Origin of the sequence: Paenibacillus sp. FSL R7-0048, from assembly GCF_038004505.1 — a bacterium.
Taxonomy (GTDB): Bacteria; Bacillota; Bacilli; order Paenibacillales; family Paenibacillaceae; genus Paenibacillus_AQ; species Paenibacillus_AQ odorifer.
The window spans coordinates 3,308,299-3,324,430 of the sequence record NZ_JBBORF010000001.1 but is presented as its reverse complement, the minus strand read 5'-3'; the positions used below and the strand labels follow the sequence as shown (position 1 = coordinate 3,324,430).

12 protein-coding genes are annotated in these 16,132 nt (G+C 39.9%); 1 reads left to right on the top strand and 11 read right to left on the bottom strand.

What is annotated here, in order from left to right:
• Nucleotides 1–59 precede the first annotated feature (59 nt).
• The 5 genes from NSQ91_RS14960 to NSQ91_RS14940 all read right to left on the bottom strand — a co-directional run bounded on the left by NSQ91_RS14960 (nucleotide 60) and on the right by NSQ91_RS14940 (nucleotide 6,981).
• Nucleotides 60–1,148 (bottom strand): GerAB/ArcD/ProY family transporter, encoded by a 1,089-nt coding sequence (locus tag NSQ91_RS14960; RefSeq protein WP_076280720.1) that lies wholly within the window; start codon nucleotides 1,146–1,148, stop codon nucleotides 60–62.
• A gap of 21 nt (nucleotides 1,149–1,169) precedes the next feature.
• Complete coding sequence (locus NSQ91_RS14955; protein WP_076129320.1) at nucleotides 1,170–2,321, bottom strand: Ger(x)C family spore germination protein; 1,152 nt, start codon at nucleotides 2,319–2,321, stop codon at nucleotides 1,170–1,172.
• Nucleotides 2,318–3,760: a spore germination protein gene (locus NSQ91_RS14950; RefSeq protein ID WP_076129319.1), complete on the bottom strand. Its 1,443-nt coding sequence runs from the start codon at nucleotides 3,758–3,760 to the stop codon at nucleotides 2,318–2,320. Before NSQ91_RS14950 ends, NSQ91_RS14955 begins: the two co-directional genes overlap by 4 nt.
• 199 nt (nucleotides 3,761–3,959) lie before the next feature.
• Nucleotides 3,960–5,261, bottom strand: a complete 1,302-nt coding sequence (locus NSQ91_RS14945; RefSeq protein WP_256716590.1) for a right-handed parallel beta-helix repeat-containing protein — start codon at nucleotides 5,259–5,261, stop codon at nucleotides 3,960–3,962.
• A gap of 859 nt (nucleotides 5,262–6,120) precedes the next feature.
• Nucleotides 6,121–6,981 carry a DUF421 domain-containing protein gene (locus tag NSQ91_RS14940; protein WP_076305057.1) on the bottom strand — a complete coding sequence of 287 codons (861 nt, stop codon included), beginning with the start codon at nucleotides 6,979–6,981 and terminating at the stop codon, nucleotides 6,121–6,123.
• Between the two features lie 208 nt (nucleotides 6,982–7,189).
• On the opposite strand from NSQ91_RS14940, the gene NSQ91_RS14935 reads away from it, so the two are divergent.
• Nucleotides 7,190–7,396: a DUF1657 domain-containing protein gene (locus tag NSQ91_RS14935; protein WP_036678243.1), complete on the top strand. Its 207-nt coding sequence runs from the start codon at nucleotides 7,190–7,192 to the stop codon at nucleotides 7,394–7,396.
• 37 nt (nucleotides 7,397–7,433) lie between these two features.
• Here the strand turns inward: NSQ91_RS14935 and NSQ91_RS14930 are convergent, their stop codons facing one another.
• From NSQ91_RS14930 to NSQ91_RS14905, 6 genes are all read right to left on the bottom strand, one after another.
• Entirely contained in the window at nucleotides 7,434–9,227 is a 1,794-nt protein-coding gene (locus NSQ91_RS14930; protein WP_076305056.1) for a sensor histidine kinase, read from the bottom strand.
• A gap of 16 nt (nucleotides 9,228–9,243) precedes the next feature.
• Entirely contained in the window at nucleotides 9,244–10,824 is a 1,581-nt protein-coding gene (locus NSQ91_RS14925) for a response regulator (protein ID WP_076129316.1), read from the bottom strand.
• A gap of 171 nt (nucleotides 10,825–10,995) precedes the next feature.
• Complete coding sequence (locus NSQ91_RS14920; protein WP_175617374.1) at nucleotides 10,996–12,681, bottom strand: extracellular solute-binding protein; 1,686 nt, start codon at nucleotides 12,679–12,681, stop codon at nucleotides 10,996–10,998.
• 72 nt (nucleotides 12,682–12,753) lie between these two features.
• A complete protein-coding gene (locus NSQ91_RS14915; RefSeq protein ID WP_076305055.1) occupies nucleotides 12,754–13,650 on the bottom strand; it encodes a carbohydrate ABC transporter permease in 897 nt (298 codons plus the stop codon).
• A 29-nt stretch (nucleotides 13,651–13,679) separates the two neighbouring features.
• The gene (locus NSQ91_RS14910; RefSeq protein ID WP_076129315.1) at nucleotides 13,680–14,648 is read right to left on the bottom strand and encodes an ABC transporter permease; all 969 of its coding nucleotides are present in this window, start codon (nucleotides 14,646–14,648) and stop codon (nucleotides 13,680–13,682) included.
• Nucleotides 14,649–14,892: 244 nt separating this feature from the next.
• Complete coding sequence (locus NSQ91_RS14905; RefSeq protein WP_340918569.1) at nucleotides 14,893–16,113, bottom strand: FAD-dependent oxidoreductase; 1,221 nt, start codon at nucleotides 16,111–16,113, stop codon at nucleotides 14,893–14,895.
• Nucleotides 16,114–16,132 lie beyond the last annotated feature (19 nt).

The window sequence follows — 16,132 nt, the reverse complement described above, 5'->3', positions numbered from 1 at the left end:
ATAATTCACAAAAAAAGGCACTGCCCATAATTAGACAGCACCCGTCTTCCATTCGATTTTCATTTCGCAGTCTTATGCCGATATCGAAAGAAGGCTACAATCCCATAATAGATGGGTATGCTTTCAACGATTAGCCAAATGATCACAATGGCAAAGCTTTTGTAGTGTTCGTAATATCTTCCGACGTCGCGTGAATATAAGTACGCTATTGTCACTGAAGCCAGTGTTAAAAGGGGAACGTAAATTTTTTTACTGTTAGTATTAAACAAACTTGCTACACATTTTGAAGCTATATAGATAAGGAAAGCGCTGTGAATAAACATCGAAGACGACCATATTCCAATCAAAAGCGGGTCTGTATTACCTAATAAATTATCTTCTTTCGAACTACGCACCATCTCAAGAAAAGGATATTGGAGTTGCTGGCCTAAATGTGGACCAAAACTCATCATTGTCAATAACCATCCTATTAAGACCGTAATTGAAACATAGAACTGCGCAAATACTAATCTTTTCATCATTTTCGCTTCAATTTTTAAATCAGGTGCAATGAACAAAAGGACAATCCATTCTCCAAACCATGACATGACCACAATAGAATCTTTCAGGGCGATTCCAGGATCATGATAATGAAAGAAAGCAGGTACCATATTAAAGTCCGCGTTTGGAAGGAATAAATTAAATAAAATGATCACGGTAATAAAGAAAATAATAAATAATCCATCGGCCATATATGTAATTGTTGCAAATCCTAGACTTGCCGTGTACATGATTACGAGACCAACGACACACTGGATAAATAGAGGTGGAGTTCCTCTTAAATAATTCGAGCCGAAAAATAGTACGAAATTCTCTATATCGAAAGAAACATAATAAACACACCAGCATAGTAGGAGCAGAATCATAAATTTATGTGGCCATTTGCCAATGATCTCTTTTCCAAAGTGAACCCAAGCTTGATTAGGTCGCAGCTTACCAACATAGATTGTAAACCACAATAATATCAATCCTAATAAGGAGCCAACGATTAATGCAATCCAGCCTTGATAAGAGGAAGTAGCAATAATAGCTGGTATCAAAAAAATGGTGGTTTGTGAGCTAAAAAAAATGGTGATAAACCGGAACAGCTGCCACTTTGTTGTACGCATAACTTCTCCTTCCTCAGTTCTTTATTTTGCTGTTCCAAAATCCACAATCCGAAAGTCCGTCTTCACCTTAATATCTGCCTCATGAGCGTAGTAATTATCCCAACGTTCTCTTAATTGCTTCCAAAGTTTCGGATCATTCCATTCCAGCAACATGCCCAGCTGTAGAACATCCGCACCTGCTTTTTGGGATAAATGTATAGCTTCGGTCAGATTAGCAGTTACTTTATCGCTTAGTTTCTCTGTAATGATATTACTGATCTCTTCTAGATTTCTTTTCTTAGGATCCCTTAAATAAATCACACTAGCTTTTCCCTTTAATTTCACTGTAAAAACTGGACCTTTATCCGTTATTTTTACTTTTTTCGAAGATTTGGCGCTAACAAATACAACACTTGCTGCACTTTCTCCACCATCCCAGGTAACAGAATAAACCGACAGCTTAAGCTTGCCTGCGGCCCATGCCAATGCCCTCCCCTCTTTAAGCTTTAGTATTCCCTTCATTTTCTCATTCTGAAACAACATAGCTCCTTGAATGCCTGCCCAATATTGTGGTTTACCTTCTTTTGTAGTTTCTTCTTTTTTACCAAATGAAAGATTATTTATAGCAAATCCAACGCCCGAAGCCTCAGCGAATATGCAGTCCTTAATTGTAGTCGAAAACATGTATTTTTCTGTTCCAAAGCTCCTCAGTACATCAGAAGGCAATTGTTCATAGATAGGTGTTAATGTATTCATCTCTTTTGCACTGCCGGGACTAGCCATGACATAGGTTCCAAGGGGGAGACTTGGCTCTCTTCTAATCCATAATAGGAGTTCACCAATCCCTTGTTCTGCATAAGCTTTCCCTAAGACAATTATTTTCAATTGGGAAAGACTAAGTTGACGTGTCAGATCTTTCTGAACTAGTAACATGGCGTCTGCGATCGTATCTGCGGTCTTAGAAACTGTAGAATAACTATTCCCATCACCGCCACCACTTGAAGGCTGGCTTCCCGAGTTTAGACGATTGGGCAAAGGAGAGTTAATCGTAATTTCAACGGTGCCTGCTTCTTTGCCTACATCTATAAATAAGCCGTACACAAAGGTTAATTCGTCCAGTTCCACCTTTGAAGACCAACAGCCTGTTAAATTTAGGAGTAGAAGTATAACAACTCCTATCTTTAGAGTTCTCATTTTTGATTCTGTCTCCTTAGATTCCTGTTGCTATAAAGTTTGCTGCGTTTCTTCATATAGTTAGAGGGAAAGCGAGATAATGTGTCCTTCCAATCTTCTAACACCAAAGGGGCAACGGGTTGTAAATATGGTGATCCTAACGGTCTAAGATTAGCTAAATGCCCGTAAATCAAAAAAGCTGTAATATATACCCCGAGCAAACCCATTGTTCCCCCCATAATCAATAAAGGGAAACGAAGTAAGCGAAAAGTCAGACCGAGCTCATAATGGGGAATAATGTAGGTGGCAATACCGGTAATGGAAACAACAATAACCATAGGAGCGGATACAATTCCCGCTTGCACCGCAGCCTGACCGATGACTATACCGCCAATAATTGAAACGGTCTGGCCTACAGGCTTTGGTATTCGGGTTCCAGCTTCTCTAAGGGCTTCGAAGGTAAGCTCCATAATCAAAGCCTCAGTCAATGCTGAGAAAGGAATGTTCTCTCTGGCAGATGCTATCGTAATTAACAGGTTTGAGGGAATGATCTGAGGATGAAAGGTTGTAATCGCAACATAAAGCGATGGAAGAATCATCGATATGATGGAGAACACAAATCGAACGATTCGAATCCAGCTTGCGGCATAGAAGCTTTGATAATAATCCTCAGAGGATTGTAGCATTGTAAAAAAAGAGGTAGGTGCAATCATTGCAGTGGGTGTGCCATCCTGTAATATTCCGATCCGGCCTTCCATTAAAGAAGCTGCCACCGAGTCGGGGCGTTCTGTATATTGAAATACCGGAAATGGTGTCAAGTTCCCCTTCCGTAATTGTTCCGATATATAACTAATGCCCAATATGCCATCAATATCTATTTCATTTAGTTGCTTTTCAATTTCAGCAAGAACTTCTTTTTTATAAAGTCCTTCAATATATACAACATACACATCAGTTTTGGTATATTTACCAATCGTATAATGAATAGTCTTTAGATCCGGATGTTTAATTTTGTGTCGGAGCAGGGACAGATTTGTTTCAATATCTTCAATAAATGCTTCTTGTGGTCCAATCACCACAAGTTCATTTTGTGATTCCGTAACCGATCTTTTCTGATATTGCGTGATCTCAAAATAATAAACATAAGGAAGCTCTTCAAAATAAAGCACTACTTTTCCAGCGACAATCAAATCCACAGCCTTGTTTATGTCAAACTCCTTAAGATACGGGATGGGAAAAACAGCTCCTCGATCCAGTCGTTCTAAAAAATCCGGCCATTTGTGCTCTGAATTTGCTTCATTTTTTAGCGGCAATGCAATATCTTTATGAAGACTCAGGGAATTTACGATGAATGGGATATAGATCAAGTCACAGGAATGCCCATGAAGGCGAATGTTTTGAAAAACTGCATCACTAGATCCTTCCAGTTGTTCTTTTATTGTTTCAATAATTCCAGACATCTGCAGACTACCTCCAAAATTGTGACTTGTTAATCTGGCTTAGTTTGCCAACGTGATGGAAGGTTTATACTTAAAACAAACCAAATAGGCACAAATCCGGTATAGTACCGGACTCATGCCCATCAAAATATCGAATAAAATGACCTATCTAATCCTACAGAGTCACTTTAATAAGGAGCTCAAACCCCTAGCTTTCAAATCACGGAAAAGTTGCACCAATATTAGTTCCGCTAGGTGTTCCAGATCCGGTTAGATCGCTACCCCCAGTTAATTTGAGGAAACTGCCCAGACTAAAAGAACCATCTGCATTTCGCACCACTGAAGGTGTAAGACTTACAAAATCAGCGGCACTGGCCACCAAACCCTTGGCATTGGTACTTGCATTACTTTTCCACCACACATTAGTACTTAGAATATCGGTTCCACTTGTTTTGTCACTCGATCCTCCAGCAAAAGACAAGTTGTTCGTAAATTGGTGAGTACCGGCATCAAAAGCAAAGTTACTCTGTCCGTTACTCCAAGAAGTATTATTTGTTAGTTGAATGGAACCTGGATTACTATTGTAAGTGAATCCGTGTTTTTTATTTTGAAATGCTATGCTATTCAGCACAATATGGTTTACTGCAATTTTTTCACCACCTAGTTTGAATCCATTCCCATCACTGTTTGCCGTTGAATTTCCATCTGAGGTCTGTCCGTTCTTATAGGAGATACTATTCTTGATCGTCACCACTCCGATGGGGCCTGTTTCTGATTTACTGTAAAGATCCCAGCCGTCATCTGTATTCCATGCAGCTATACATTTATCGAATACGTTACCAGGACCTATGGTCAGCTTAGCAGCAAAACCATCAGCGTCTTCCCCGTTATCCGGATCATAATTATCATGAGAATACACTCCAATGATCTGATTATAGCTCGGCCATTGACTCATGCTGGTCAGTGATGAAGCATACCGGCTGATTTGCAGTCCCGAATCCCGATTATGGTGGGTTTCAACATTCTCAATAATGTTATAGTTCCCGCCAATAAAGATCCCATTGTCTCCTGAGCCTCTTATCTCTAATCCTTTTACCTTCCAGTAGTTACCGTATATCTGCAAACCACGTTGAGCTGGGTCAAATGGCTGGGCGTAAAAATCCAATATAGGCTTCTCAGTCCCATATGCAGCGATGTTCTTTCGTAAGTTAGAGCTTCCGCTATTATCTTGTCCAACAATTATTGTTGAAGAATACGTGTAAACCCCTCCACGCATATAGATGGTTTCCCCGGGGGCTACCTTCGTAATCGCTGAGGCCAGTGTGGTTGGACTACCAATTGTTCCTGCGTTGCTGTCCAGACCATTTGGAGCTACATAAATAGAGCCTGCAACTGGTGTTGCTGTTGGTGTTGCTGTTGGTGTTGCTGTTGGTGTGACGGTTGGAGCTACTGTCGCAGTGGGAGTTGCACTTGCTGTTGGAGTAGCCGTAGGAGCTACCGTTGGTGCAATTGTTGGAGCTATAGTAGGCGTTGGTGTCGGAGTGCCCGTTGTGATATCGGAGACATTGATATTGTCGAACTTCGCTGCTGTCTTATAAGCTACAAGTCCTATACCTCCTGCTGTCAAAATGTTATCGTGTGCATTTAGCTGTAAAACATTATTAACATACATTTTAAGCGAATCTCCACTAAGCTCTAGCCTAACTGTATAGGCAGTCCCTGTAGTTATAGGAAAATCAGTTTTACTAGCCAGTGTTGAACTTGAACCATTCACTTTTTTTCGTATTTCAAGCGTCCCACCATTACTGTTAGACAGAGATGCAGCATAATAGTTATTCCCGTCAACATAGCGCCCGCACACATAAGTTCGATTAGTCCCATTGAAGTTATCAATCTTCACATCAACCTGAACGCTGTAATCTGTCCACGTGTTGCTACCGGAGAACGAACGTCCTTCGTTTTGACTGGATTGGTAATACACATGATTGCCGCCTTCTTCAACTACAGACCAAGTTCCTGTTGTACTCGTCCAATTGTCGGCACTTCCATTCTCAAAATCATTACTGAAGATATTTGCTGCCTGAGCGGTAGGGTTACTCCATGCCAAATTACCTAGAACCAGCGAAGTTGTAAGCGCAACCATAATTCCGAATGAAAATCTTCTTTTTAGTTTCACGTGAACATCTTCCTCCTTGTTTTCTGATGTAAATAAAAAGCGAAGGCATTCCTCCAATCTTGTGTCATCTATCACTCCAGCCTAATCTCAACTATAATTAATATTTCGAAGTTGTACAGCTACTTTATGCCCATATTATTACATTAATTTAAATTAATATAAAAAACACCCTCGATCTTACTCGAGAGTGCCTTTATCTTTATTCTTAGCTTTGAATTAACGGTTTCAAAACCTTCAGTGAAGCTTGCAATTGCTCCGAACATTGCTCATACATTTTTTTAGCTTTTTCATTATCTGTTGATAAACCGAACATTTCTAAATCAGCTTCACATTTTTTCAGCAAAGCATATAATTGAGGCTTATCCTGCGGCTGTGGGACTTTAAAGTTATCGGCATACAAATCGACAGTCAGCTCACCATAAGAATCAACTTGTCCAAGAAAAACATTCTCAACCGTAAAACCCATTTTCTCAAGGGCTCCATCCAGCCAGCTTCGCGTCAGGTTTAGGGTGTCTAATGGTTTGTCGAGCACTTTACCATCCATAATGACAACTTGCGACTCTTTCTCCGGGGCAACCTTTATACCCAATTGCTTAGGAGTTACCGGCTGATATTCACTCTTGAGTAAAACATTTATGGCTCCATCAGATTCCATAATCGCAAATTCCACTTCCGATATATTGAAAACGTCTTTTTTGCGTAATTCCTCCAGCAGTTCATCTGTGGTTAAACGTTCTTTTTTCATATGATCTTCGAGTATTTTTCCGTCCTTAATTAGTACGGTGGACTTGAAATCAATAAAGTCTCTTGCTTTTTTACTCTTCATCTGAAGGTATTCGATCCCTAAAGAACAAGCCACCCATACAATCAGTGCAATGAGCCCTAAATGCCATAACTTATCCGTATCCAAAGAAATGTAAGCGGCTAAGCTGCCGACGGTTATCCCCGTAATATACTCGAAGAACGAGAGCTGCGATACTTGTCTCTTTCCCAGTAATTTTGTTAAAAAGAAAAGTACAACCACAGCAAAGAGCGTTCGAACTACAACCTCCAACCACTCCGGCATTACAAATACCCTCCTTTTTGAATCAAAGCTTGTTTACTAACACTCATTATTTGTCAATAAAGCCGCATTCAATCCGGAATTTCACTACTTATTTATGGAAAATCATCTATTACTACAAGTATGAATTTTTTTCCTGCATAACGCTAGAAGCATTTGAGGACAATAGCATTCGTCATGCTAATAATCCAACACAGAGGAGAGAAACTCAATGACAGTAGCCTCACAAGTTAAAACATGTTTATCTTCTTTAAAAGGTGCTCAAGCCAGTCTTGAACAATTTGCACTAGAAACACAAAACGAGAGTGCAAAAACCTTGTTCACGAACGCAGCCGAGCAAACACAACAAATCGTAACTCAAGTGGAGAACCGGGTAACCGAATTGGAGTCCGAAGAGCCTCAATATAAAGGATTCTAATTAAAATTAAAGGGGTCTTAGGCTAGAAAAACTAGCTTTAAGACCCCTTTTCATCATGTACAACATTCGAACGAATGCCACGCTTGCCCTTATTAGCAGGAATGAGTATCTGAACAGAAGTGCCAATTCCAACACGGCTAAAAATGGTTACGCCGTACTCAGATCCATATTGTAGTTTAATCCGCTGATCCACATTACGGACCCCATAACCTGTATTCGTGTGACCCTTTGGATCAAAAATTTGATCAATACGTTCCTGTCTCATGCCGATTCCATCATCAATGATGCGGAACAGAATATTATTGCCCTCTTTACGCCCAACAATGCGTAAATGAATGTGATCACCACACCAGGCGTGCTTTAGCACGTTCTCAATAAATGGTTGTAGAATCAGTTTTATAGTCTCATAAGGCCAGATTTCTGTATCAAAATCAAACATAACTTCCAGACGATCACCGTATTTAATTTTCTGAATTTCTAAATAAGCGTTTGCCTGCTCAATTTCAGTCGGGACCGGAATCATGGTTCGTCCTTCATTAAGCGTCAGGCGATAAAACTTCGCTAATTCCAGCACCATCTGCTGCAGCTTCTCATTTTGACCAAACTTGGCTAATTGAATAATAGATGACAACGTATTATATAGAAAATGAGGATTGATTTGTGATTGCAGAATTTCAAGCTCTGCTTCCTTCTTCTGGAGCTGCGTCAAATATACCTCTTTAATCAACATATCGATATTTTCGCCCATATCATTTAATGCGGTTGCAATCTGAGAGAATTCATCCTTGCCTCGATAGGAAATACGCTTGTGAAGATCACCTTCCCGATAGGCATTCAGCACGTATACGAACTTATTAATCCGAATTGAAAAATATCGGGATATAAATATGCCGACAAAACTAAAGACAACACAACAGATGAGACACATTAAAATAATAAACAGTCGTACCTTCACTGCATCCTGTTCAAGTATCGTAATTGGAACTAGCGCGTTTAATTGCCAAGCTTGGTTAGAAACCGTAACTGTTTCACTAATCGTCAGGTAATCCTTATTAAGTTCGGCTTCATTGGTATTGTGCTCTGGTAGTTCTCCCGATTGGTACATCGTTCTTCCGAACTCGTTTTTTAAAATTAGAATACTTCCTTTTCCTATCTTCGTATAATTCACACTATTGAACAGATCTGGAATGCCAACATTAATCCGCAGGAAGCCAATCTCCTTAGGTACAAGAGGATCATATGTATCTATTAATCTACGTAGCAACGAGATACGATTATTTTCTACATCGCGCTCAATCTGCCACCATTTCATAGTCTCCGCATATTTCTCGGTTGGAAAATCATAATACCAGGATTTCCCTTCAATCCGGTTCATATGGTAAAGATGATAGAAGCTACTATTATCCAGATAGCCCTCTAGTGAATTCGAATAGATCTCAGGAATGGATTCATTCTTTAAAAATAGCGACATCCCAATCCTCATACCCGTTGATTGAATAGCTACGTCCAGCTTTGGAAGTACCTTCATAGACATCCGGTCATAATTTTCCCAGCCTTCTTCATAGCTTCGAAGATTCCGATAGAAATCATAATCACTATATAATTGTGTTGATATCCGGGTAACTTCCCCCATTTTGTAATCAATATTATCGCGAATCTGCAACAACGTACCTTTAATATTCGAGCTTGTATGCTCGCGTAATGAATCATTGTACATAGAGTGAGAGACAAAACCTATCACAGATACTGGGATAATAATGAAAAAAATATACGTCAGCATTAATTTATACCCTATCGGCACATACTTATGTTTACTTCTTGGTTGTTTCATGCAACATCATCCCCCATCACTTCTCCCGCTTACGATATTCCATAGGTGTCATACCATAGGCTTCTTTGAATTGTCTGCTGAAGTAAGGAAGATAACGGTAACCTACCTGGCTCGCGATTTCATAGATTTTACACTTCGGATCTTTCAAAAGCTTGCCGGCTTGTTCCATTCGCAGCTGAATGAGTACTTCGCTGAACGTTTTCCCAGTCTCCTCCTTAAATAGATATCCCAAATAGTTGGGTGAGAAAGAGAACTGCTGTGCAATATCCTTTAACGTAAAATTCTCGCTCATCTTATCCTTCATCATTTGCATAATTTCTCTAATCAGTTTATTGTTCACTGACTCTGTTTTGCTGCGTAGGTACTCGGATATCTCAAACGTTTTGAGTACAAGCCAAGAGCGTATATCACTGATCGTATCGAATTGAAGCAAAATATCTAAACTATGTAACTCCATACCTAAGATTTCAAATAAATCCTCACTAACCTCTTTCAACTGCTGATCCAGCTTCCATATAATATACATGGCTAGATTATGAATCGTGAATTTAGATCTTAAACTACTCACGGATCTGAACAGCTTATCGATCTCGTCATAAATAAGGACTAACTCATATTCTTTCATCGCTTTAAAAAGTGTATCCATACGGGCATCCAACGTACGGGCATCAATCATTCCAGGTTCGCTGCTAACCGTTTCATACATAATTAGTTTGCCCTTGCCGAGAAACATCTTTCCGTCAACGGCTTCCATAGCTTGCCGATAGGAGGTGTGGACCTGGTCCATAGCAAATGTAGGCTTCCCTACACCTACGGTCATAGTGACAGGAAATTTTGTGCGAATTGACTCATAAATTTCTTCAATAAACTTCTCCATCTCCTGTTCGTTAATCAACAACGCGATTCGATAAGACGATACCTTATAGCAATGTGGCATACCGTGCTTCTGAGCAATTGTATTCACTTCATACAGAAAGTCCTTGGACATTAGATGTTTAGTTAGATTATCCTGTTCTTGAAACCAATTGAAATAATCCAGCTCCAAAACCGCCACACGTATAGGCCACTCCAGCTTATCCAGACCGTAAGACTTCATAAGCTTCAACATTCCAGCTTGAGTGTCCCCCTCCCATTCCCCTTCAAATAAGCGAATCAACAAATCATTTTTGGCCATAGGAATCATATGCTGATAAGCTTCTTCCACGTCACGCCGTTTACTTTCATCATCTAAATCCTGCTTTACTTTCTGTAGTGCAGCAATAAGTTCCTTGTCATCCATTGGCTTAAGGACATAGCTATATGCTTTTAGTGAAAGCGCCTGTTTCACATAGCTGAAATCCTGGTAACCGCTTACAAAAATCACACGTATATCGTTTTTTTTCTCTATGGCAATCCGAGCCAGCTCTAGACCCGACATATTCGGCATATTCACATCACTAACTATAATATCAATAACATGCTGTTCTAAAATATCGCATGCCGTAAACGCGTTATTCGCTGCCTCCACGACCTGCATACCCAGTTCATTCCAAGGAATGAATTGTCTCATGCCTTCAAGATCAAGCATCTCATCGTCTACTAATAATACGTTGTACATCAACACAATCCCCCTTTGAAATGTTTTAATCCAACCAGCTGAATTCTACTAACCAATCTTTTTCAGTATACCATTCATTCTCTTCCCTAACAGCTGATAAAACAATGAGTACAAGAAATGGGACGTAAAAACGAAGGCTTGCTAAATAGCAAACCTTCGTATTACAAATTATTATTTACCTAAAGCTTTCTTATTTTCTGTCCATACTTTTGTTACATAATCAAGGAATTTCTCATAGCCAACCTTGATAGAATCTTCATGTGCTTTATCAAGAATTGCTAATGCTTCTGCATCAGTCTTCGCATACATCGATTTTGCTCTTGCTGTTAACCAGATATCTCTGACACTTTGTCTGATAATCCCTTCTTCACTGTCTGGAGCCGGATCCCAATTCAGGAACTCCGTAAAGTCACCTTGCGAAGCCCAAGTTACTTCCATCTGCCAACGGTTACTAAAGTCAATCTTGTCAGCTGGAAGGGTTTGCAACATCATTTTCTTTGTATTATCCAAGAAAACAGTATTACCTACCCATACCAAGTCACCGGCTTTTCCGTTAATTTCGGACAGAGCTTCTGGCTCATTCAGATATTTATCTTTATTAAATTTAGGAGTAAGTCCATCTGCTTCAAATCCATCCCAATACCCTTCTGGTCCTGGAGGTCCCCAGTTAAGAACCATAGAACCTTCTGGTCCTGTCATCCAGTCAAGCATAGCGAATACAGCCTCTGGATTTTTAGCGTTTTTAGTGATTGTAGCAACGTTCCAACCTAACTGATTATACGTTCCTGGAGTAATCTTACTTTGATCCAAACCAGCTTTGTAAATCGGTTTAATAAACATATATCCAGCTTCCGGATCCGTCTTCTTCATCTCTTCATCAGCAGTGGCGAGCAATTTCATTGGATCAAAAGTCGCAATAACAGCAAACTTGCCATTCATCGCTTTCTCTCTAATTTGATCTTCTGTTTGAGTATTCGCATCCTGCGTCATTAGCTTCTCACGCATTAATTTAGCAGCAAATACAACTGACTCACGGAATCCTTCATCCTTGTATATCGAACCCATTTTGTCGCCATCAGGTACGGCGTATATTCTAGTATACGACAGATTACTCTCTTTAAAAGAGGAGAATAACTGGTCAATTCCGTTACCATCTCTCGCTAAACCCGTCTCGAACGGAATAACGTCAGGGAACTTCGCCTTAACAGCATTTAAATAAGCATACAAATCATCTGTCGTTTCTAGCTTAGGAGAACCAAGCTCTTTGTAAATCTTTTTATTAATAGCATAACCGGCATTTCCGTTTGGCTGAGTTGTATAATAATTCGGCAGCTGATAGATCTTCCCATCAGGGGAACGAAGCAATTCCAAATGTCCAGCTGTTAAGTATTTCTTAAAGTTTGGATATTTATCAATATATTCATCCAAAGGAACTAGCATATCCGCTTGGCGAAGACGTTCTACGTCAGCACCTTTCTCGGTCCACACAATATCCGGCAGCTCGTTACCAACGATCATCGTTTGCAGCTTTTGAGCGTTATTACCACCAGAGCTAATTCCTGTGACATTGATCTTCAGATTATCTAAAATCCATTTAGAAGCAGCATCTTTGCCCCATTTCGGCATTTGATACCAGCCGTAATTTCCGTAGAATGAGACTTCAAGCGGTTCTTTCCCTAATTCATACAAATCAGCCGCAGGTGCTTCAGTTGCTGTGTTGACCGCTGTTCCTCCTTCTTTCTCTGGTTCAGCAGTTGCCGCCGGAGCGCTTGAATTGTTGCCACCACAACCCGCCACCAAAGTCGTTAATAGCAAGGTAGACATCATACCGAGAAGCATCTTTCTCTTAGTCTTCAATGTATTTTCCCCTTTCAATTTGTAATCTATGTTCAAAGCAATACGCTCTAAACCCATTCTCATTCTATCATCCTACTCTTTCAATGATCCGACCAAGACCCCTTTAACGAAGAATCTTTGTAGGAATGGATACACACATACAATCGGAATGGTTGCAACCATGATCGTAGCCATCGTTAATGACTTCGAGGTTATTTTCTTTGCCGAGTTAATATGAGCAATGGAGCTTGCATCTACATTAGACAGCTGTTCTGAAGCAATATTAGAGAACAATATCTGTCTTAAGATGGTCTGAATCGGCATTAACTCCTCTTTCGTAATGTAAATACTCGCTACGAACCACTCATTCCAGTGATTTACTGCTGTGAACAAAGATAATGTTGCTATAACTGGTCCCGACAAAGGAAGTACGATGCGGACAAAAGTCCCCCAATATCCGCAACCGTCAATCTTTGCTGACTCCTCTAAACCTTGTGGAAGGCCTTGAAAGAAGGTCCGGAATATGATCATATTCCATACGCTGACCAGTGCAGGAATTATAAACACCCAAAATGAGTTGAAGAGACCTAAACTTCTGATAAGCATGTAAGACGGAATGAGTCCCCCACCGAAATACATAGTAATGATACACATAATCATGTAGTATTTGCGACCCATCAGTTCACGCTTCGACATTCCATAAGCGAATATCGAAGTGGCCAGTATCGCTGTTACTGTACCGATTACTGTCCGCAATGTAGCAATGACGAATCCACCCATTAGACGAGAATCTTCAAAAACGATCTTATAATTCTCAAGCGTGAACTCACGGACCCAGAAAGTAACTCCACCTTTCGAAGTATCCATCCCCTCATTAAAGGAAATAACAAGTGAGTTCCAAAATGGATAAAAAGCGGAAAATGCCAGGAAGGTCAAAAATACATATATGAATCCTATAAATATTCGATCTCCTATATTAATACGTTTCATAGTTTGGTCCCCCTATATTGAGTAATTCATTACCACAAGCTGTTCCCTGCTCTTCTGGCAATGAAGTTGGCAAAGGTAAGTAATGTCACGCTGATCACGGCCTTGAACAATCCGATAGCAGTCGCATAGGAGTACCTGAAATTGTCTATACCGACACGTACAACATATACATCAACTGAATCTGACACTTCTCGCAGAGCTGGATTGGAAGCTAGGATCAAAATATCTTCGAATCCTGCATTCACCAGATTACCGATTGCCAAAATCATAAAGATGATTACAACTGGCATAATTGAAGGCAACGTTATCAAATATATCTGTTTAAACCGACTTGCACCATCCATCGAAGCCGCTTCGTATAAATGCGGGTCAATACCAGCAATGGCAGCTAAGTACACGATTGAAGCAAATCCAATTTCTTTCCATACATTGGTTGTAACTAAAATGCCCCAGAAATATTCTGTCATGGAAAGGAAGTTGATCGGTTCATCAATGAATTTCAATTTCTCAAGCAGCATATTTATACTGCCGTTATCTACGGATAACATCGAGGTAACCATTGAGCCGATAACTACCCAAGATAAGAAGTGAGGCAAGTAAGTAACGGTCTGAATCACCCGTTTAAAGAACATCTTACGGACTTCGTTCAGCATTAACGCCAAAATAATCGGTGCAGGAAATCCAAAACAAAACTTCAGTAAGCTGATGATGATTGTATTTTTCATAACCACTTCAAATTCAGGAGCATTAAAGAAGTAAATAAAGTGCTTTAAGCCAACCCAGTCACTGCTAATAAAGCTATTCCCTAACTTGTAATCCTGGAATGCAATTAGAATCCCGTACATGGGGATATAGGCAAAAATAAAAACTAGAACAAGTGCTGGCAATACCATAAGCTGTAGATCTATTTGCTTAAAAAAGCGTCTGATCCCGCTAGTTCGTTGCTTGTTTAGATTCGGTCCGGATCTCTTGTCTGGTGCGACGCTTGCGTTCGCCATAGGTGAATCCTCCTTGTGATGATTTTGAAGATATGTACAGATAATTGATGTCCTTTCTCCCTCCGCTATAGTTGCAACATTTATAAAATAATCATAAGGTTTAAGCGCTTTCAAAAATATATGACAAAACAACTATTATTGATACTTTGACACTCTCTTGCATTAGCTCGTCTCATATTCCTTAAGCTTGAATAAAAAAAGACACATACAGAGATAACATCTGCATGTGTCTTTGACTTTCTCCTTAATTAGCAAGAGTCCTCAGTATTTCTTCATTTATCTTTTCAGTAATTACTTTTTGGACCTTCCCATTATCCAGATAAACAATAGAAGGAACTGAATCTATCCCTAGCTTGGCAGCAAGTCCGGGTGACTTATATACATCTACCTTTGTGACCCTGACATCCGAATGGGATTGCTCAAATCCCTCAATTAAAGGCAATAACTCCCGACAGGAAGGATCTGTGGCATTCCATAAATAAACAACAGATGCTTTGCCTTGATTCAGAATTTGATGCTCATACACCTCACATTCAGAGATATACTTCTCTGCACCATACCCTGCAATGGCACCATCGCCAACAGCGGTAGCAACTTGTTTTAGAAATCTATCGCACACATCTCCTGCTGCAAAGACCCCAGGTATATTCGTTTCCATTTTCTCATTAATAAGTACATATCCATTACGATTTAAGTCTACTACCCCTGATAAAACTTCTGTGTTCGGGGTGTATCCAATAAATAAGAAACATGAATCGACCTTAACGCTTTGCAGTTCATTAGATTTTAAATTTTTCAGGACGACGGAATTCAAACGTTCCTCACCTTCGAAAGAACTTACCACCGTATTCCACATGAATTTCATTTTAGGGTTTTCTAGTGCCTGCGTTTTGGCAATTTCATTACAATCCATTTTCCCATGATCATGCATGACAGATACGATCACTTTATCTGCAAACTTAGTCAGAAACATCCCTTCCTCAATAGCTGCATCACCACTGCCAACGACCATAACTGTTTTCCCCGTATTTGCCGCAGCGTCACAGGTTGCACAGAAGGAAATTCCTTTATCATATAAGAACATATCTTCATTAGCTGCACCTGTAATTCTTGGTTTTCCTCCACTGGCTATGATAATGACTTTACATTCATATCGAACCCGAAAGGTTTCCACTACTTTTATCTCTTCCGCTGCCGAGACAGATTTGACATCTGTCATTTTGAAATCAACACCAAATTTTTTGGCTTGTTTATGAAATAATCCCATAAGATCTGTTCCGGTCGTTCCTTCAGGAAAACCAGGATAATTTTCTATTTCATTAGTATAAGTCGCAAGACCGCCTACCAGCGATTTTTCCAAAAGAAGTGTCTTCAATTTTGCTCGTCCACAATAGATCCCTGCTGTTAATCCAGCAGCCCCGCCACCGATAATGACGACATCATACTGTTCTGTCTTCTTTTCCATTTCAATTGACCCTCCTGTG

Excerpts from the sequence above, each read along its gene's own strand:
- NSQ91_RS14960 (WP_076280720.1), bottom strand. The coding sequence starts at position 1,148 with ATGCGTACAACAAAGTGGCAGCTGTTCCGGTTTATCACCATTTTTTTT.
- NSQ91_RS14955 (WP_076129320.1), bottom strand. The coding sequence starts at position 2,321 with ATGAGAACTCTAAAGATAGGAGTTGTTATACTTCTACTCCTAAATTTA.
- NSQ91_RS14950 (WP_076129319.1), bottom strand. The coding sequence starts at position 3,760 with ATGTCTGGAATTATTGAAACAATAAAAGAACAACTGGAAGGATCTAGT.
- NSQ91_RS14940 (WP_076305057.1), bottom strand. The coding sequence starts at position 6,981 with ATGCCGGAGTGGTTGGAGGTTGTAGTTCGAACGCTCTTTGCTGTGGTT.
- NSQ91_RS14935 (WP_036678243.1), top strand. The coding sequence starts at position 7,190 with ATGACAGTAGCCTCACAAGTTAAAACATGTTTATCTTCTTTAAAAGGT.
- NSQ91_RS14930 (WP_076305056.1), bottom strand. The coding sequence starts at position 9,227 with ATGAAACAACCAAGAAGTAAACATAAGTATGTGCCGATAGGGTATAAA.
- NSQ91_RS14925 (WP_076129316.1), bottom strand. The coding sequence starts at position 10,824 with ATGTACAACGTATTATTAGTAGACGATGAGATGCTTGATCTTGAAGGC.
- NSQ91_RS14915 (WP_076305055.1), bottom strand. The coding sequence starts at position 13,650 with ATGAAACGTATTAATATAGGAGATCGAATATTTATAGGATTCATATAT.
- NSQ91_RS14910 (WP_076129315.1), bottom strand. The coding sequence starts at position 14,648 with ATGGCGAACGCAAGCGTCGCACCAGACAAGAGATCCGGACCGAATCTA.
- NSQ91_RS14905 (WP_340918569.1), bottom strand. The coding sequence starts at position 16,113 with ATGGAAAAGAAGACAGAACAGTATGATGTCGTCATTATCGGTGGCGGG.